Consider the following 19,805-nt stretch of genomic DNA (forward strand, 5'->3'; position numbering starts at 1 on the left):
ACGTTTTTAAAACTTAAAGTTTACACCAAATTGCATACGCCATCTGGAATTTTCATTATCAACTACCCAAGGTGTATCATCAGTGTTTGTATATTGAAATTGTGGTTGATTATTTTCTATACCCCTAAAGCGTAATAGACTAAAATTAGAATTTACAACATTAGGAACAAATACCAAACGTCCCCAACTTCGATTTATAAAATTAGGGATATTAAAAATATCTGTAGAAAAAGAAACGCTTTTTTTACCACCTAATTTTTTATTGTACTGAATTTTCCCGTCAACACGATGATTCCACGGTGTTTTTGGGCCATTTCTCTCCGCATAATTTCCTCGATTTTTTCTCAAATAATCGTTATTTTCAATAAAGTTATTTAGTCTGTTCCATTGGTCATTAGCAGTTTGTAATATAATACCATTTGCATCTACAATATCTATAAGGTTAATTTCTGAAGCGTTTCTAGGAATATAGATTATATCGTTTCTTGACGAGCCATCTCTATTTAAATCACCTTGGTATACAAAAGAAAACGGACTTCCAGAGGTGCCATTATATAAGACAGAAAGATCGATATTACTTTTAGGAGTAACAGCAAAATTGTAAGATTGTGTATTTACTATTTTATGTCTTAAATCAAAATTTGAGAATGATAAGGTGGGATTGTTTGGATTCAATGCTTGATTCCATTCAAAATTAGCAGCAGGCGAACTTCTAACGGTACTAGATACATCTTTACTTTTGCCGTAAGTATATCCTAAATAACCGTTATAATTTTTGTCAGATTTTGATAAGCCTAAAGTTAAATTATATCGAAATCCTTTATCAGAGTTACTTAATAAAAACACATTTGTAAAGTTTGGATTAATTTTAATAGCGTCTCCCGTAGAGAGAAAATAACTTCTGTTATCTGCACCATCAAATTGCCCTACGTCGTTTCTTCTATTAATAGACTTAAAAAATATACCCTTTAATACTTTGGTGTAAGATGCATCAAACTTAAAATTGAAATTATTGGGTAGTTTTACGCTAATACCAATATTAGATTTCCACTCTCTTGGTAGCTGAAAATCAGTATCTACTAAATTTATTTCTGCAATAGGTTGGTTAGATAAATCTCTAACATTATTTACCAACGGTTGTTCGCCTTCTGGTCTAACATCTACATTAAAGTATTGAGTTCCCGAAATATACTCTGCATACGCAAACCATAAATAAGGCAAGCGCCCTGTAAATAATCCGGTACCACCTTTTAGTTTTATATTATTATTGTTTGGGAGGTTGTACTCAAACCCTAACCTTGGGTTTAGGTGAGGTGCTGTTTTTATTTCATTTGTAAAATTTGAAAACTCTGGTGTATTAACTACTTCATTACTAATAGGTAATTCGTCTAAAAGAAATTGAGAGTCTAATCGAAGTCCAAATGTAAGGGTAAGGTTATCGTTAGCGCGATAGCGGTCTTGCGCATATAATCCTGCCACTAAAACATCAACCGTAGCAGATGGTGTATTTTGAACAAAATTAAATGTATTATTTTCAAGACGATATACACCGCGAATTCTAGAAGGGCGGTCTGCCAAAAAATTATCTAAAGAACTGTATTCCCACCGTCCATTCCATGCAGATAAAAACCCATAATCTATATCATTATATTGTGCAATACCACCTAAGGTAAACGCGTGTCTGTTTTTTGTGAAACTATACTTGTTAGTAATTTGTAGTGTAGACAAATCGGTATTGTACACAGAGGCTTCTCTATATGTACCCGCAAATATTCTGTTAGACGCATCAGATATTTGAATATGTGGAAACACCTCACCATCAAAAGTTCTGTCCTCTTTTCCTAAATTGTAACCAATACTCAATAAATTGGAAGCGTTATTGTTGAATTTAGAATTTAATTCTGCGGTAAAACTATTGGCAATACTGTTATGCCTAAAACCTTGATTTCCAAAATTGAATATAGATTCGTTCCACTCTAAATTATCAGCATAACTACTGACGAAATTATTCCTTAGTGATAGTTTTGTGTTATCAGATATATTGTAGTCTAACCTAAAAAATAATTTTGTACTATTAGTTTTTAATGTGCCACTAGTAAAACTTCCAGGGTTATAATTATAATCTGTTATTAATTTATTTGAAATAGCAGTAACAGTTTCTAAAGAAATATTTGAAGATGCCGACCCTGGAGCATTTAAAACAGGGTTATTGGAGCTTGCTTGCTCAAAATTTATAAAATAGAATAACTTATCTTTTTTAAGTGCGCCTCCTGCAGCAGCACCTATTTGAAAATCATAAAAATCAGCAATATTTTGTCTTTTATTATCAGAATAACGCCCCACTAGTAGTTGGTTATTACCAAAGGCATACACCTCAAATTTAGAAGTATTTGTACCATTTTTTGTAACTACATCAATATTTGCACCGGTAAAGTTTCCAATACTTACATCAAAAGGTGTTGTTTTAATAGAGAGTTGCTTGATACTACCAAAAGCTATGGGTTGTGTTCTGGCTAAACTTCCTGGGCTACCATTTGCAGAGGATCCTGCAGCGCCACTAGAGGGTTCTTGAAAACCAATAACATCATTATTTGCTACACCATCTATGTTTAAATTATTAAACCTATTACTGGCTCCAGCAAAAGAATTTAAATTAGCTTCTGGAAGATTTCTAGTTAAATCCTGTATACTTCTAGTAATCGTTGGTGTACTTTTTATAAGACTAGAATTAATAATTTTTTCATTACTTCTCGATTTGTTTTGTGTGGTAATTACAACTTCATCTAGCGCATCAGTATCTTCTTTTAAAATAATGTCCTTTTTGGTGATACTTCCTAAATTAATGTGGATGTTTTCAATAACCTCAGTTCTATATCCTATATAGCTCACTTCAATTTTATAAGCTGTACCTGGCGGTAGGTCATTCACGATGTAATATCCAGATTCTTGAGACACAGCGCCAAACTTAAAGTTGGTCTCAGTATCAATTACAACAATATTAGCAAGTTCTACAGGCGTATTACCGTTTAGTATTATTTTACCTTCTAACTTACCCGTAGTTTCTTGGGCATATATAGAGTTTAAGGATAGTACTATAATAAATATAAATATTTTTTTTAGCATTGAAATATAATATGATTTACGTTTTTAAGGCACCTACCACTTTTAAAAACGTTAAAAGATGTTGTATTAAGAATAAAAATTCTTGATACTTTAATGTTGTGAAAATCGAATTTCTGAGTTTGATGTTAAACTCTTAAGGTGAAATAACTATGATAAACAAATTGGAGATCCTTTGTTGAAATGATAGTTTTGATAAATTGCTGGTATTGTAATGTGTTTGTTAGAAACGTAAGATGTTACTAATTGAACTAGTTTTATTAAAAGCTTGATTATAGATGTTGAGGGTTTTGTAAAACTGTGGATAATTTTACGGATATCAGAAATTGTATCAATATCGGTTAAAACCTCTAGATAAGTTATATGGGTTTTACCTTTAGCTTCTACTCTTGATATGCTACGATTTAATTTTGAAGTTTGCCAAGGTAATTTTAAAAACGCTTCAACATTGAAATGCGATTTTTTAAGTCCCATAATGTAAAAACCACCATCGGTTGATGGTCCTAAAACTATATCGTGCGTATTTAGTTTTTCAACAGTTTTTAAAATATGATGTGTGGTAAGGTGAGGCGTATCATTACCAAGAGTAATTACAGCATCAAATCCTTTATTATAAACTGATTGAATGGCATTTGTAAAACGGGCTCCAAATGTACGACCAACCTGTTGTTTTTCTGAATACAAGAAATAAGGTAGCCCTGATTTTTTTGCAATACCAATTGCTTGAGTATTTAGTGCCTCAAAAATTTCTTTTGAAGAAGAAAACGGTTTTGTAGCCGCTTCTTTTTCAGCAGAATTTGCAAATATTAATATGGCAGTTTTATGTTGTTTCAATATTAAAAAAACTAATCTTTATATTTTAAGCCACGGTGCCTTGGCAACTACTACCTGCACCAGCTGTACAACCATAGCAATGTTGAGAAATAACAATGTTTCTACCTTCTAACAAATCCTCATTGTATTCTGAAATATGTTTTACTTTACTATTTACGGGTAATTGTAGCATTTGGTTAAAATCGCAATCGTATAAATAACCATCCCAACTAACAGAAAGCGTGTTGGTACACATAACGTTTGCAACAGCTGATGGATTGTAGGCTTCTACCAATTGATACATATAATCTTCATAATTTTCTGAGGCGATTAAATAGTCTAAAAAACGTGCAATGGGTAAGTTAGTTATAGCAAATAAGTTATGAAACTGTATGCTAAAATCTTCCATTAATGCTTTTTTAAAGTCTTTTTCCATCGCCATTTGGTCGCCTGGTAAAAATGCGCCCGATGGATTATACACTAAATCTAAACGCAAACTACTATCAGGCATACCGTAACCCACAGCATTAAGTTCTTGTAAGGCTTTTATAGACATATCAAAAACCCCTTCGCCACGTTGTTTATCAGTTTTGCCACGAGTCCAATGTGGCATTGAGCTAATAACATGTACGTTGTGTTTTTTAAAAAACTCTGGTAAATCGTAGTATTTTTTATTGGCGCGAATAATAGTAAGATTAGAGCGTACAATAAAATCTTTAATACCTGCTTTTGATGCTTCTTCAACAAACCATCTAAAATTGGGGTTCATTTCTGGTGCACCACCTGTTAAATCTAACGTATGTGCGCCTGTGTTTTTTATAACCTCTATACATTGCTGCATAGTCTCTGTAGTCATAATTTCCTTACGGTCTGGACCAGCATCTACATGGCAATGTTCGCATACTTGGTTACACATGTAGCCTACATTAATTTGTAAGATTTCTAGCTTTTTAGCTTTTAGGGGAAACTGACTGGTTTCTGATATTTTATCTTTAAACGTTGGTAATTCACCATTTTTAAAGATGCCATTTGATAAAATCTCTAACTGTCTATTGCTATTTGCTAAGTCGCTATCGCGCTTTTGTAGAGATTGTGTTTTTACTTTCGTCATATACTTTTAAAGCCAATTTTAAATTGTTGAGTTCTATGCTGCGTTAGGGATTGCAGTGGAAAGCCCACAGCGACGAAGGAGCGAGGACTTGTAACGTAAAGCCCGACCCTTGTGGTAACGCCCAAAAAAAACTACCCGTCTAATTTATTTACTTTATTCATCATTTGTACACCGTGCACTAAGGTTGCACCGCTTTTTATGGCAGCACCTACGTGTATGGCTTCCATCATTTCTTCTTTGGTTACGCCACGTTGTAAACCATCTTTAGTGTAAGCATCTATACAATAAGGGCAATGTTCGGTATGTGCTACAGCTAGAGCTATTAGCGATTTTTCGCGAGCAGTTAAAGCGCCTTCCTCAAAAACTTTACCGTAGTATTCAAAGAATTTATTGCCTAATTCCTCACTCCATTCTGTGATTTTTCCAAACTTTCTTAGGTCTGCAGGGTCGTAGTATGTTTTTTGCATTATAAATTTTTAATGTAAATATAAACATCTAAAAGAATTTGTCGCTAAAAAATGTGTGACTTAACAAAAAAATCAATTAATTTGACTACTTAAATTTTTCGTAAAAATGTAGCTGTTATTTTTCTGTTTTATGAAAAAACAATAGGTGTTTTTTTAACTTTCACAATTCAACTTTTTTTAAAATTCAAACACGTGTATTATATAGGATATGATTTGGGAAGTTCCTCTGTAAAAGTATCAATTGTAGATGCAAACACAGGAACAAATGTGGTAACGCTTAATGAACCAACCAACGAAATGGAAATTGTAGCGCCACAACAAAACTGGGCAGAGCAAGATCCTAATATGTGGTGGAATTATGTTTGTATTGCTACAAAACGCGCCATAAAAGAAGCAAATATAGAGGCTTCGAAGATTGAAGCTATTGGTATCTCTTACCAAATGCATGGACTTGTAGTTGTAGATGCAGCAGGCGAACCATTACGTAATTCAATTATATGGTGCGATAGTCGCGCGGTACAAATTGGTAATGATGCTTTTGATGCTTTAGGAGAAAACCAATGCATGGAAAAATTGCTTAATTCTCCGGGGAATTTTACAGCCTCTAAATTAAAATGGGTGCGCGATAACGAACCTGAGATTTATAGTAAAATTGATAAATATATGCTTCCGGGAGACTTTATTGCTATGAAGCTAACGGGTAAAATTAATACAACAAAAAACGGTTTGTCTGAAGGGATGCTTTGGGATTATAAAGCCGACACAGTAGCCAATTGGTTGTTGGAGCATTATGATATAGATACAGATTTAACTCCAGATATAGTAGAAAATTTTACCGCACAAGGTAACGTTAACGAAACAGGCGCAAAGGCTACAGCCTTACCACTTGGTATACCTGTAACGTATCGTGCTGGAGACCAACCTAATAACGCTCTGTCTTTAAACGTTTTTAACCATGGCGAAGTTGCTGCAACAGGTGGTACATCGGGTGTAGTATATGCGGTAACTAATGTTTTAAAATCAAAGGAATCCTCAAGAATCAATCATTTTGCACATGTAAATTACACGAAACAAAATGCAACTTTAGGAAAACTACTTTGCATAAACGGCGCTGGTATACAGTACCGTTGGTTAAAAGACAATCTAGCCTCAAATTCGTACGAAGCTATGAATCAAAAAGCAGAGGTTGTACCCGTAGGTGCAGAAGGCGTATGTGTTATACCGTTTGGTAATGGTGCAGAGCGTATGTTTAATAACAAAGTTGTGGGTACACACATTTCAAATTTAAATTTAAATACACATAGCGAGGGGCATTTATGTCGCGCTGCGCTAGAAGGTATTGCGTTCTCATTTGTGTATGGTATGGATATTTTAAAGGCAGATAATGCCGAAATAAATGTGATACGTGCCGGTAACGATAATTTGTTTAGATCAGAGATTTTCTCAAACACCGTTGCTACATTAATTGGCCACGAAATAGAAATTTACAACACAACAGGTGCTATAGGTGCAGCGCGTGCCGCAGGATTAACCGATGGCGATTTTAAGAAATTTGGAGACAACATTACGGCAAATGACCACGTTATGACGTATAAACCTTTAGGTAATAAAGCACCGTATTTAAAGGCCTACGAAAACTGGAAAGCCGCTTTAGGTACTATTTTAAATACATAAAATTTGGGCGCCTGCCTACCTGCAGTATTGCAGGCAGGTTACCCCTAAGTTGGTCGGGAGCTCCACATGCCGTTCGATCCCTAACGCTTAAGAAACCTTAGAACGAAAAATTAAATACAAGAAATACAAATAAACAAATCAACACATAAACAATAAAAAAATGGCAATTTTAGGAAACAAAGAATATTTTAAAGGTATAGGCGATATTAAATTTGAAGGTGCGGCATCAGACAATCCTTTAGCGTTTAAATACTACAACCCAGAGCAAGTGGTAGCTGGAAAAACCATGCGCGAGCATTTTAGATTTGCGGTAGCGTATTGGCATACATTCTGCGGACAAGGTGCAGATCCGTTTGGCCCAGGAACACAAAATTTTGAGTGGGACCAAGCTAACGACCCTATGCAAGCCGCAAAAGATAAAGCAGATGCAGCATTTGAATTTATCACAAAAATGGGCTTTGATTATTTCTGTTTTCATGATTACGATTTAGTAGCAGAAGGTGCTACTCTAGCAGAATCTGAAAAAAGACTTGCAGGTATTACCGAGTATTTAAAAGGTAAAAAAGCAGAGTCTGGTGTTAAATTACTTTGGGGAACAGCTAACTGTTTTTCTAACCCAAGATATATGAATGGTGCTTCTACAAACCCAGAGTTTGATGTAGTAGCAAGAGCAGGTGCACAAATAAAATTAGCTCTAGATGCTACCATAGCACTAGACGGCGAAAATTATGTATTCTGGGGTGGTCGCGAAGGTTATATGTCTTTATTAAACACAGATATGGGGCGTGAGTTAGACCATATGGCACAATTGTTAACCATGGCTAGAGATTATGCTAGAGGTCAAGGGTTTAAAGGTACGTTTTTTATAGAGCCTAAGCCTATGGAGCCTATGAAGCACCAATACGATTTTGATGCTGCAACTGCTATTGGTTTTCTTCAAAACTATGGTTTAGATAAAGATTTTAAAATGAATATTGAGGTAAACCACGCTACTTTAGCACAACACACTTTCCAGCACGAGTTAGAAGTTTCTGCAAAAGCAGGTATGTTAGGAAGTATAGATGCTAATCGTGGCGATTACCAAAACGGTTGGGATACAGACCAGTTTCCAAATAATATTCAAGAAACTACAGAGGCTATGTTGGTGTTCCTAAAAGCAGGAGGCTTACAAGGTGGTGGTGTTAATTTTGATGCAAAAATAAGAAGAAACTCAACAGATTTAGAAGATATCTTTTTAGCACACATTGGTGGTGCAGATACATTTGCTAGAGCATTACTCACAGCGGATAAAATTATAACATCTTCAGCTTATGACAAACTAAGAACTGAGCGTTATGCTTCATTTGATGCTGGAAACGGTAAGGCTTTTGAAAACGGTAAATTAGATTTTAATGACCTTTATAAAATAGCTCAAGAGAATGGGGAATTACCATTAAAAAGCGGTAAACAAGAATTATTTGAAAATATAATAAACCAGTATATTTAAACTCTAAATTAATATTCTCTACATTTGAGAACAACTAATAAATAAGACTCATGGAAGCATCACATTCAAAATACCTTTTAAAACTCACTTTAGTAGCTACTTTAGGCGGACTGTTGTTTGGGTACGATACAGGCGTAATATCTGGAACCGTTGGATCTCTAGATTCGTTTTTTGTTATACCAAAACAGTTATCTGAAAATGCAGCAAATGCGTTTAAAGGTTTTTTAGTTGCCAGTGCTTTAATTGGGTGTATTATTGGTGGTGCATTTGGTGGTTTGGTAAGTAAGAAGTTAGGTAGAAAAAAAGGTTTAGTTCTAGCAGCTATTCTGTTTTTAATTTCTGCTTTGGGTTCTGCAATGCCAGAAATGTTAATCACTACTATCGGTGAAGGCGATCATACACTTTCTAGTGTATTTATTGTATATAGAATTATCGGCGGTATAGGTGTAGGTTTGGCATCTATGCTATCACCACTTTATATTGCAGAAATTGCACCCGCTGATAAACGCGGTAAATTGGTATCGTATAACCAGTTGGCTATTGTTGGTGGTTTTATGGTGGTTTATTTTGTAAATTATTTTATTTCAAAAGGAGGTGGATCAGATGAATGGCTAAATGCTATTGGTTGGAGATGGATGTTTGCTTCAGAAATTATACCTGCAGGATTATTTCTTTTATTGCTATTTACTGTACCAGATACGCCACGTTCTTTAATGTTAAAGGACAAGCCAGAAGAGGCCTTAGAGGTGCTAGAAAAAGTTAATGGAAAAACACGAGCAGCCGAAATATTGGAAGAGATTAAAGCGTCTATGACTGCTACATCAGCTTCTGGTAGTTTGTTATCTTTTGGATGGTTGGTTATTGTTATAGGTGTATTACTATCTATTTTCCAGCAATTTGTAGGTATAAATGTTGTGTTGTATTATGCGCCAGAAATATTTAAAACAATTTCATCTGGAACAGATAGTGCATTATTAATGACTATTATTGTGGGTATTGTAAATTTTTTATTTACAATTATAGCTGTTAAAACTGTAGATAAATACGGTAGAAAACCTTTAATGATTATTGGTGCTTTAGGAATGGCAGTGGCCATGTTTTCTTTAGGATTCGTGTTTTATGCTGATGGTTCTGGTTATGCCGCTTTATTTGCAATGATGTTATATGTAGCGAGTTTTGCGATGAGTTGGGGACCTGTAACTTGGGTATTACTTTCAGAAATTTTTCCAAATAAAATTAGAGGTAAAGCATTAGCAATAGCTGTTGCAGCACAATGGATATCTAACTACTTAGTATCTTTAACATTCCCAATGATGAATGATAATTCGTATTTAACAGAACAATTTAATCATGGTTTTGCATATTGGGTTTACGGTATAATGAGTGTGTTAGCAACCTTGTTTATCCTTAAGTATGTTCCAGAAACTAAAGCAAAGACTCTAGAAGAGATGGAAAATATTTGGAAAAAATAATTTTATGTTATAATAATTGTAAAAGAGATACTATGCGTTTTATAGTATCTCTTTTTTTTATATTGCTTATACGTAGTAGTTAAAAATTACTTACAACTATTAGTTGTCAAAACGCTTATTTATCTTTTTGCATCAAATTTCAAAAATCAATACTTTAATAGTACATTTACATCTCCAATATTTTTTTCACTTTGATTGCAGCACATTCTATTGATCAAGTTTTTGAAACCGCCCGAGTAGAGGAGGTTATTGGCGATTTTGTGCAATTAAAAAAATCAGGAAGTAATTATAAAGGGTTAAGTCCTTTTAGTGATGAGCGTACTCCTAGTTTTATGGTATCACCCGTAAAGCAAATTTGGAAAGATTTTAGTACGGGCAAAGGAGGCAATGTTGTAGCTTTTTTAATGGAGCATGAACATTTTACCTATCCAGAAGCTATAAAATATCTTGCTAAAAAGTATAATATTGAAATAGAAGAGACAGAGCAAACTAATGAACAAAAAGAAGCTGCTAATGAGCGTGAAAGCTTATACTTAGTGAGTGAGTTTGCCAATACCTATTTTAAAAAAATATTGCATAAAACCGACCAAGGAAAATCTATAGGATTAAGTTACTTTAAAGAACGTGGATTTACTGATGAGACTATTAAGGCGTTTGATTTAGGATACTCTCTAAACGAATGGCAGGCCTTTACAACTGAAGCACTAAAAAAGGGTTATAAATTAGAGTTTTTAGAAAAAACCGGACTTACTATTGTTAAAGGAGATAAACACTTTGATCGTTTTAAAGGGAGGGTGATGTTTCCTATACGAAGTATGAGTGGGCGTGTATTAGGTTACGGTGGGCGTATTTTGGTAACAGATAAAAAAGCAGCAAAATATTTAAACTCTCCCGAAAGTGATATTTACCATAAAAGTAAAGTGTTGTATGGTATTTATAGTGCAAAACAAAGTATAGCAAAACAAGATAATTGCTATTTGGTTGAAGGCTATACCGATGTGATACAGTTGTATCAAACAGGAATAAAGAATGTAGTATCCTCTTCTGGAACAGCGCTAACTTCAGATCAAATACGATTAATCAATCGTCTTACAAAAAATATTACGGTACTTTTTGATGGTGATGCAGCAGGAATGCGTGCATCGGTTCGTGGTATAGATTTAATTTTGGAACAGGGTATGAATGTTAAAGTCTGTACATTCCCAGAAGGCGAAGATCCTGATAGTTTTGCTAAACAAAATACACTAGAAGAGCTAACATTGTATCTTGAAGAAAATGCAAAAGATTTTATTCAGTTTAAAGCTTCCATGTTATATGAAGATTCTAAGAATGATCCTATAAAAAAAGCGGAGACCATTAGGGATATTGTAAATAGTATTTCTAAAATTCCTGATACTATAAAAAAGGAAATCTACATTCAGGAATGTGCTCGCATTATGGATATAAGTGAAGAGGTTTTATTTTCAACCTTAGCACAAATAAATCAAAAAGAACTCAAGGAGGATACTAAAAAATTTAAGCAAGAACAAAAAAGTTTTGAGGTTATAAAACACCAGCAACCTGTTAAAAAAGTTGATGTACAATACCTTCTAGAACGTAAAATCATTGAAGTATTATTACTTTATGGTAACAAAGTAGAAGATTTTGAAGATTTGGTTTTAAAAGAGACCGAAAAAGGCGAGTTGATTTTAGAACCCGTTATTCAACAAGCAAAAGTATTTGAGAAAATTTATTTAGATCTTCAAGAAGATGAGATGGAGTTCTCTAATCCACAGTTTAAAGATTTATACTATACAATTATTGATAAGTTAAATCAAAGTACAGAATTTGAACTTAGTAATTTTATTAATACAGTTGATGGAGATACTGCAAACGAAATTACCAATATTTTAATGGAAGATGAGCGGTATAGCTTAAGCGATTGGCAGCGAAAGAACATTTTTCCAAAAGAAAAAAGTCAATCTGTTGCTCAATTAGTAGGAGAAACTATTTTAAGTTTACGCTGTTTTTTAATTGAACAAAAGGTAATAGAGTTTCAACAAAAAACAATCGAGCACAAATCTGAAATTAACAAATCTGTGCTCGAAGAGGTAAAAGATTATTCTAGTTTAAAAATGTTATTATCTAGAAAATTAAACCGAGTACTATAAGTCTAAAAATTTTGCTTGATTTACTAAGTCAACCATATTATCAACTTTTAGTTTTTTCATTAAGCGTGCTTTGTAAGTACTTACTGTTTTTTCATTAATGTTTAATTCTTTAGAAACTTCTTTATTTTTCTTACCAATAGCTAGAAGTTTTAAAACTTCAGTTTCTCTTGTAGAAAGTTTCTTAAAGAATGTTCCATTTTTGTTTACTCTACTACCAAAAGCTAACTCTTGAGTTAACTCATTACTTAAATGAATACCTCCATTGTATACTTTAGTAACAGCCTCGTTTACTGTAATTACATTTTCATTTTTAGAAATGTAACCAGCAGCACCAGCTTTAATAGAGTTAAAGCCATACACATTTTCTGGTTGTGCACTAAACATTAATGCCTTAACATCAGGAAAATCAGATTTTAAGTGTCTCAAAACTGTTAATCCATTCAGTTTTGGTAAATCAATTTCAGAAAGTAATACATCAACATTTTCTTTGTTAAGAAATTCTAAAACTTCTTCACCGTTGTTTACACTACCAACAATTTCAATGTCAGAAGAAGCGGAAAATAAATGCTCAAGTCCTTTCCTGATAATAGGATGAGGGTCCGCTATCAATAATTTAATCATAATCTTAGGGTTTTGTTTACTATGACGATTTTGTTTTTGAGAGAATCATAGTAATAGCACAGGGAATATTCCCAGATGTTCAAAAGTAGTAAAAAAATTATTGATATTACAGCACTTACAGTAAATTATTAGGAATTTCGCAAATTGGAATAGGAATCATCTTATGCTTGTTAGCATTGTTATAACGTTTGTAGATTATAAATACTTCTTTTTCTCGATTAGAAAAGTCATTTTCATTTTTGCCTTCATCGTCCATTTTCATAGCCCATTCTAACTCAGGGTAAGACGCCCCTATTTGGTCTTCATCGCTCCTAGCATCTCCAAATAATCCATCACTTGGTGCTGCGTCAATAATAGATTCTGGAACCTTTAAAAATTTACCAATTTGATACACTTCAGACTTTAATAAATCTGCAATAGGACTTAAATCTACTCCGCCATCTCCGTATTTGGTATAAAAACCGACACCAAAATCTTCAACTTTGTTACCAGTTCCTGCTACCAATAATCCTTTCAAGCCTGCATAATAATACAAAGTAGTCATGCGTAAGCGTGCTCTAGTATTTGCTAAAGCCATGTCAACTGTGGCTTGTGCTCCATTTAAATCCACTTCCGTTTTAAATTCTTCAAAAACTGGAGTTAAATCTGCACGAGTATCCTCAACATTTTTAAAACGACTTTTAAGTTGTGCAATATGTTCATAGGCTCGAGACACGTGGCTTTTAGCTTGATGTATTGGCATTTCTACACATAAAACGTTTAAGCCAGTTTTGGCAACTAAAGTTGAGGTTACGGCAGAGTCTATACCTCCAGAAACACCAACTACAAAACCATTTACACCAGCATTAAGCGCATAATCCTTTAGCCATTTTACAATATAATCTACAACTTTTTCTGTTTGCATAACACGTTAAATTAAATAAGAGAATAGTACCTTTGTATACAAAAATAACCCATACTCCCAATTTATAAAAATTTATAGCGTTTAGATTTTCATGAAAAATTTGTTGTTATCACTTTTTGGTTTGCTTCTTATAATATCATGTAAAAAAGAAACTGCACTTGAGAAAGCAATAGCTGAGCGCAATATTGATATTTCGGTAGAACGTTTCGATCAATTTTTTGGAAGTGCAACAGCAAGCGACTTACCAAAATTAAAAAAAGCTTATCCTTTTATGTTTCCACAACACTTCAAAGATTCTTTTTGGATAGCTAAAATTAAAGATACCTTAAACAGAGAGTTAATTCGAGAAGTAGGAGTGAAATACCAAAACTTTAATTCAGTTGAAGTTGAAATAGAGTCTTTATTTAATCATCTAAAATATTATTTTCCTGAGTTTAGTCCGCCTCGCATAATTACAACAACATCTTCAGTTGATTATAGAAATAAAGTAATTGTTACAGATACAATTGCTATAATTGCCATAGACACTTATTTAGGTAAAGATCATTATTTTTATGAAGGCATTCAAAAATTTATTCGAAACGATTTTGATGAGGCGCAAATAGTTGTAGATATGGCTGCAGAATATGCTAAAAATTTTATTTACCAACCTCAACGCAAAACACTTTTAGATGAAATGATTTATTTTGGAAAGCAACTTTATCTTAAAGATCTAATGCTGCCTAATAAAAATGAAGCGCAACGTATAGCGTATAGTACCCAAGAATTAGATTGGGCTTTGGCTAACGAAGAATATATTTGGCGCTATTTTGTTGAAAGAGAATTGTTATACAGTACAGATACCAAATTACCAAGTAGATTTATAAATCCTGCACCTTTTAGTAAATTTTATTTAGAAGAAATAGATACAGATTCTCCAGGACGAATAGGGCAATATATGGGATGGCAAATTGTGCGCGCTTACATGAAAAATAATAATGTGTCTTTAAAGGATATGTTAAGAACAACACCAGAAGATATTTTTAATAACTCTAAGTTTAAACCACGTAGATAATGGCAAATACAATACAATCTAAAATTGAGTTGAATGTTGAATTAGATGAAAACCGAGTACCTGAAAAATTATTTTGGACAGCTGATGATGGCGGTATATTAAATGCAGAAGCTAAGGCTATGATGCTTTCGGTTTGGGATGATAAAACTAAAGAAATGCTACGTATAGATTTATGGACTAAAGACATGCCTGTTGATGATATGAAAATATTTTTTCATCAAACTTTAGTAGCCATGGCAAATACATTTAACCGCGCTACTCAAGACGAAAAAATGACAGCAACGATGAAAGATTTTTGTGATTATTTTGCCGAAAAATTAGAGCTAAAAAAATAAATAAGTTTAATGCTATAAAAGCATTTAATTTTTTAGTTCTCAATAAAAAAGGGTGGTTTTGTAATAACAAAACCACCCTTGCTTTTTTTAACTATATTATTCTCCTAAAAACGGATAACGATAATCTGTTGGTGTTACAAAAGTTTCCTTTATCATTCTTGGCGATACCCAGCGTAATAAGTTTTGAGCGCTACCCGCTTTATCATTTGTTCCAGATGCTCTTGCACCACCAAAAGGTTGTTGGCCAACAACAGCACCAGTAGGTTTGTCATTTATATAAAAATTTCCAGCAGCATTTTGTAATGCTTCCGTAGCTTGTGTAACGGCATATCTGTCTTTTGCCAATATTGCCCCAGTTAATGCATACTCACTAGTTTCATCCACTAGTTTTAAAGTTTGTGTATAGGCATTGTCTTCGTAAACATAAATTGTGATTACTGGTCCAAATAACTCAGTACACATTGTTGTGTATTTTGGATTTGTAGTTACTAAAATTGTAGGTTCTATAAAATAGCCTTTACCTTTATCGTAGCCACCACCAACTAGTACTTCAACATCTGTATCTGCTTTGGCTTTATCAATATATTTTGATAATTTATCAAACGAGCCTTCATGTATTACAGCAGTAATAAAATTACTCATATCATCTGGAGTCCCCATTTTAAAAGAGTTAACATCTTCTACGACATATTTTTTTACATCACTCCAAATACTTTTTGCAATATAAGCTCTGGATGCAGCACTACATTTCTGACCTTGAAATTCAAAAGCACCACGAGCAATTGCAGTAGCTACTTGTTTTGGGTTAGCCGAATTATGTGCAACTATAAAATCTTTACCACCAGTTTCTCCAACAATTCTAGGATAGGTTTTATAGTTATGTATATTGTTTCCTATTTGTTTCCAAAGTTCTTTAAAAATATGAGTAGAACCTGTAAAGTGTAATCCTGAGAAATCTGGACTAGCCAATACCGTATTGGTAATCATCACAGGATCTCCAAAAACAACGTTAATAACACCTGGAGGCACACCTGCTTCCTCAAATACATCCATAATTACTTTTGCAGAATATACTTGGCTATCACTAGGTTTCCAAACCACAACATTTCCCATAAGTGCCATACAAGCTGGTAAGTTTCCAGCAATAGCAGTAAAATTAAAAGGTGTTACAGCATATGTAAATCCTTCTAGTGGCCTATATTCTATACGGTTCCAGGCATCACTTGTGCTTTCTGGTTGTTCCATATAAATATCTGTCATAAACTGAACATTAAAACGTAAGAAATCTATAAACTCACAAGCAGCATCAATTTCTGCTTGATGAATAGTTTTAGATTGCGCAATCATGGTAGCTGCATTAATTTTTGCGCGGTATGGGCCAGCAATAAGTTCCGCCGCTTTTAAAAAAATTCCTGCACGTTGTTCCCATGGCATTTGGCTCCATGTTTTTCTTGCTTCTAGCGCTGTCGTAATGGCATCATCAATATGATTTTGCTCTGCTAAGTGGTACGTGCCAACAATATGTTTATGATCGTGGGGTGGCGACATGGTTTTTGTGTTACCAGTGGTTATGTTTTCTCCGTTAATATATAGAGGTACCTCAACTTTACTGTTAAACATTGTCTTATAAGTATTCAAAACAGCATCACGTTCTGGAGATCCAGGCGCATAAGATTTAACAGGTTCGTTAACTGCTATTGGAACATTAAAAAAGCCTTTTCCCATGATTTTCTTGTTTTTGTTAAAAAATTATCAGTGAATTAGCTGCAAATTTAAGAATTATTAAATTACAAAGTGTTACGCATAACCCTTAAAATCGCGTTAAATTTTATAAATGCATGCGCTTTTAATTATGATTTTATCTGGGTTAGGTTGGTTTAGATTTTATTTATTTTTTGTAAGTTGGCACTCCCGTAAGAGACTATTATTTTATGTGTACTGTAACTATTATTCCTAAAGGGAATACTGATTTTATTTTAACATCTAACCGTGACGAAGCTCCAAATCGGATATCTATAACTCCAGAGTTTTATACGGTAGATGCAACCCAAGTGTTGTTTCCAAAAGATGAATTGTCTGGAGGTACTTGGATAGGTATAAGTGAGAAAAAGCGTGTAATTTGTGTATTAAATGGCGGTTTTGAAAAACACGAGCGTAAACCATTATACCGATTAAGTAGAGGTGTGGTAGCAAAACAATTTATGAGTGCTGATGCTATTGTTGCAACTATTACTACTTTTGATTTTAATGATATTGAGCCATTTACAATCGTTATTGCTGATTGGAATAATGGTTTAAAGTTTTTCGAATTAGTTTGGGATGGTCACCAAAAACATTTTACAGAATTACCTTTAGAGCCAAAAATTTGGTCGTCTTCAACCTTGTATGATGCTACTATGAGAACTGAAAGGAAACAATGGTTTGAAGATTTTAAATCTCAACAAGCACTTGATAGTGAGTCATTACTAAAATTTCATAAAACAGCAGGACGTGGTAATGTAGATTACGGTGTTATTATGGATAGAGGTTATGTGAAAACTACAAGTGTAACCCAAATAGAAAAAAGTGCTGAGGTAACAGAGATGCGCTATGAAAACATTTTAAAAGGCGAGCAAACTTCTAAAACCTTTAAAATTTCGCAACCCGTTAATGGCTAATTCAGGTATTATTTTAACCTTGGCATATCCATCAACTACTGTTATGGTTGCTGAGGAGTGGTATTCTCCATTATTACGATTTATAGGTATAGGTAAAAAAAACTATTTACGTGCAGGTCATGCAGCGTTAGTTTTAATTGATAAGTCTACTGGTGTTTTAGAGTATCATGATTTTGGACGTTACATCACACCAGAGCCCAATGGTAGAGTTCGTGGTAAGGATACTGATAACGAATTAGATTTTCCTTTGGTAGCCAAAATTAAACATGATACTATTACAAATATTAACGATATTTTAGAGTTTTTAGCAACCCGCCCTAAATTGACGCATGGTGAAGGTAAATTGGTAGCTTCAGTTTGTAATGCTATAGATTATAAAAAAGCTAGGGCTTACATTACAGATATGCAGCATAAACATTTTATAAGGTACGCAGCCTTTGCAAAACAGGCTTGTAATTGTGCACGTTTTGTAACTGATAGTTTAATTGCTGCGGTAACAGACGCTAAAGTTAAGAAAGATTTAATAAATTCTAAATGGTTTACACCAAGTACAGTGGGTAATGTATTGCTTGCGGATACTGAAAACTATGTATATGAAGTATCTGAAGCAGGTATTATTTCAGAGTTTAAAGGGTCTCAAAAAAGTGAAAATTTACGTTACTTTTTAGATAAATTACCAAACCACAAACCTAATTTTGTTGGGACTTTAGAGCCAAAACATAATACTGTAAAGGTTGAACATGCACAATGGTTAAGCGGCATTGCTGCTGGTGCTTGGTTTGAGTTATATACTACTGAAAATGCAGATGAATATCGATTTAGAAGAATTTCTCCTTATGGGAATATTGACTGTAACGCACTTTTTAAGGTTGATAATGTTACTTTTAATTACGATTTACCTTATGAGTTTGTGCACTACTCTAACTGTAAATTTTTTCATGTGAAACAGAATGACGCAGTTTTTAGATTTGATAGAATACTTAATTAAATAAGTTTGTTGCGTTTTAATTCTTTAAATTTTTTTCGTGCTTATTAAAGTTATTGCGTTCTGCAATTATGCCTATTATTGCACTAATTATAAAGCATAAACTAAAAACTTTAATAATTGTTATTGAAAATGTAAATCTATTATCTGCAAATTTAAATATCGCATTATTACAGCAAACGGAAGTGCCCAGAGTAGTAAACTGTGTTTTGCAATAAATTTAACTTTGTTTTTTCTTACTAACCTCCATTTTTTATAAAAGTTTATTTGTTTTGTTTGTAGCATTGATAAGCATATTTATACATAAAAATACGAAATTTTGGTAGTAAAGTTTAATTTTCTTATGTGTCAGAGATAGTAGCGATATCTTCTATACGTGCATTAGTAGACGAAAGATGTAAAAAACTATTAGTACTTTAAAAGATGAGATTTAAAACAAGTTCTAGGTTACTACGCAAAACAGAAATATATATTGAAAAGCCCGATTTAATCCTATGAGCTTTACCTGCCTGAGATACCGCAGGTAAGTATGCGCCCTAGTTTATAGCAAAAGGTGCGCTTAATCTAAACGTGGGGATAGTAACTTGAAATTTTTTGGTGGTAGTAAAATTTACCATATTGTAGTGGCCTTGCATTGCGCCAAACGGGGATGTGAGCAAACAGCCAGATGTATAGGTGTGAGATTCGCCTGGTTTTAATACAGGTTTTTGCCCTATAACGCCTTCACCATTTACGGTTTCTACATGGTTTAAAGCATCTGAAATTTCCCAGTGTCGTGCATACAATTGTACAGAGTCCTTGCTTTGGTTTTCTATAGTAATAGTATAGCCAAAGGCGTACTGTATTTTATAGTTTTTATAAAACGAGCCTTCGAAGGTGGTTTCTACCGAAATTTTTATGCCTTTTGTTACTTGTTGCACCATGTTAAGGATTGATATACAATACTTTTAAAGCGC

16 protein-coding genes are annotated in these 19,805 nt (G+C 33.6%); 8 read left to right on the forward strand and 8 right to left on the reverse strand.

The features are described from left to right. Positions 1-6 precede the first annotated feature (6 nt). The 4 genes from ACKGJY_RS12065 to ACKGJY_RS12080 form a co-directional block, all read right to left on the reverse strand. Positions 7-3,123, reverse strand: coding sequence for a carboxypeptidase regulatory-like domain-containing protein (locus tag ACKGJY_RS12065; protein WP_413974151.1), 3,117 nt, complete (start codon positions 3,121-3,123; stop codon positions 7-9). Positions 3,124-3,270: 147 nt separating this feature from the next. Next, complete coding sequence (locus ACKGJY_RS12070) at positions 3,271-3,954, reverse strand: TIGR04282 family arsenosugar biosynthesis glycosyltransferase (RefSeq protein WP_413974152.1); 684 nt, start codon at positions 3,952-3,954, stop codon at positions 3,271-3,273. 25 nt (positions 3,955-3,979) lie between these two features. Then, complete coding sequence (gene arsS, locus ACKGJY_RS12075; protein WP_413974153.1) at positions 3,980-5,044, reverse strand: arsenosugar biosynthesis radical SAM (seleno)protein ArsS; 1,065 nt, start codon at positions 5,042-5,044, stop codon at positions 3,980-3,982. A 131-nt stretch (positions 5,045-5,175) separates the two neighbouring features. After that, positions 5,176-5,511 (reverse strand): arsenosugar biosynthesis-associated peroxidase-like protein, encoded by a 336-nt coding sequence (locus ACKGJY_RS12080; protein WP_413974154.1) that lies wholly within the window; start codon positions 5,509-5,511, stop codon positions 5,176-5,178. A gap of 192 nt (positions 5,512-5,703) precedes the next feature. On the opposite strand from ACKGJY_RS12080, the gene ACKGJY_RS12085 reads away from it, so the two are divergent. From ACKGJY_RS12085 to dnaG, 4 genes are all read left to right on the forward strand, one after another. Beyond that, positions 5,704-7,185: a xylulokinase gene (locus ACKGJY_RS12085; RefSeq protein WP_413974155.1), complete on the forward strand. Its 1,482-nt coding sequence runs from the start codon at positions 5,704-5,706 to the stop codon at positions 7,183-7,185. Positions 7,186-7,345: 160 nt separating this feature from the next. After that, positions 7,346-8,671, forward strand: coding sequence for a xylose isomerase (gene xylA, locus ACKGJY_RS12090; protein WP_413974156.1), 1,326 nt, complete (start codon positions 7,346-7,348; stop codon positions 8,669-8,671). A 50-nt stretch (positions 8,672-8,721) separates the two neighbouring features. Next, the gene (xylE, locus tag ACKGJY_RS12095) at positions 8,722-10,143 is read left to right on the forward strand and encodes a D-xylose transporter XylE (RefSeq protein ID WP_413974157.1); all 1,422 of its coding nucleotides are present in this window, start codon (positions 8,722-8,724) and stop codon (positions 10,141-10,143) included. 191 nt (positions 10,144-10,334) lie between these two features. Continuing rightward, positions 10,335-12,293 carry a DNA primase gene (gene dnaG / locus ACKGJY_RS12100; RefSeq protein ID WP_413974158.1) on the forward strand — a complete coding sequence of 653 codons (1,959 nt, stop codon included), beginning with the start codon at positions 10,335-10,337 and terminating at the stop codon, positions 12,291-12,293. On the opposite strand, the gene ACKGJY_RS12105 is transcribed toward dnaG, so the two are convergent. Both ACKGJY_RS12105 and nadE read right to left on the reverse strand, forming a co-directional pair. Next, entirely contained in the window at positions 12,288-12,914 is a 627-nt protein-coding gene (locus ACKGJY_RS12105) for a response regulator (RefSeq protein ID WP_413974159.1), read from the reverse strand. The genes dnaG and ACKGJY_RS12105 overlap by 6 nt on opposite strands. A 115-nt stretch (positions 12,915-13,029) precedes the next feature. Beyond that, positions 13,030-13,818 carry an NAD(+) synthase gene (gene nadE, locus ACKGJY_RS12110; RefSeq protein ID WP_413974160.1) on the reverse strand — a complete coding sequence of 263 codons (789 nt, stop codon included), beginning with the start codon at positions 13,816-13,818 and terminating at the stop codon, positions 13,030-13,032. Positions 13,819-13,909: 91 nt separating this feature from the next. Between nadE and gldB the strand changes: the two genes are divergently transcribed. Then, positions 13,910-14,872: a gliding motility lipoprotein GldB gene (gldB, locus tag ACKGJY_RS12115; RefSeq protein ID WP_413974161.1), complete on the forward strand. Its 963-nt coding sequence runs from the start codon at positions 13,910-13,912 to the stop codon at positions 14,870-14,872. After that, positions 14,872-15,207 (forward strand): gliding motility protein GldC, encoded by a 336-nt coding sequence (gene gldC, locus ACKGJY_RS12120; protein WP_413974162.1) that lies wholly within the window; start codon positions 14,872-14,874, stop codon positions 15,205-15,207. Before gldB ends, gldC begins: the two co-directional genes overlap by 1 nt. A gap of 96 nt (positions 15,208-15,303) precedes the next feature. Here the strand turns inward: gldC and pruA are convergent, their stop codons facing one another. Continuing rightward, positions 15,304-16,932 carry an L-glutamate gamma-semialdehyde dehydrogenase gene (pruA, locus tag ACKGJY_RS12125; RefSeq protein ID WP_413974163.1) on the reverse strand — a complete coding sequence of 543 codons (1,629 nt, stop codon included), beginning with the start codon at positions 16,930-16,932 and terminating at the stop codon, positions 15,304-15,306. A gap of 206 nt (positions 16,933-17,138) precedes the next feature. On the opposite strand from pruA, the gene ACKGJY_RS12130 reads away from it, so the two are divergent. Further along, positions 17,139-17,864, forward strand: coding sequence for an NRDE family protein (locus ACKGJY_RS12130; RefSeq protein WP_413974164.1), 726 nt, complete (start codon positions 17,139-17,141; stop codon positions 17,862-17,864). Next, positions 17,857-18,852, forward strand: a complete 996-nt coding sequence (locus ACKGJY_RS12135; protein ID WP_413974165.1) for a DUF6695 family protein — start codon at positions 17,857-17,859, stop codon at positions 18,850-18,852. Before ACKGJY_RS12130 ends, ACKGJY_RS12135 begins: the two co-directional genes overlap by 8 nt. Before the next feature lie 533 nt (positions 18,853-19,385). On the opposite strand, the gene apaG is transcribed toward ACKGJY_RS12135, so the two are convergent. Then, on the reverse strand, positions 19,386-19,772 hold the full coding sequence (gene apaG, locus ACKGJY_RS12140; RefSeq protein ID WP_413974166.1) for a Co2+/Mg2+ efflux protein ApaG: 387 nt from the start codon (positions 19,770-19,772) through the stop codon (positions 19,386-19,388). Positions 19,773-19,805 lie beyond the last annotated feature (33 nt).

The organism is Hyunsoonleella sp. 2307UL5-6 (assembly GCF_047345485.1).
In the GTDB taxonomy this organism is placed as follows: Bacteria; Bacteroidota; Bacteroidia; order Flavobacteriales; family Flavobacteriaceae; genus Jejuia.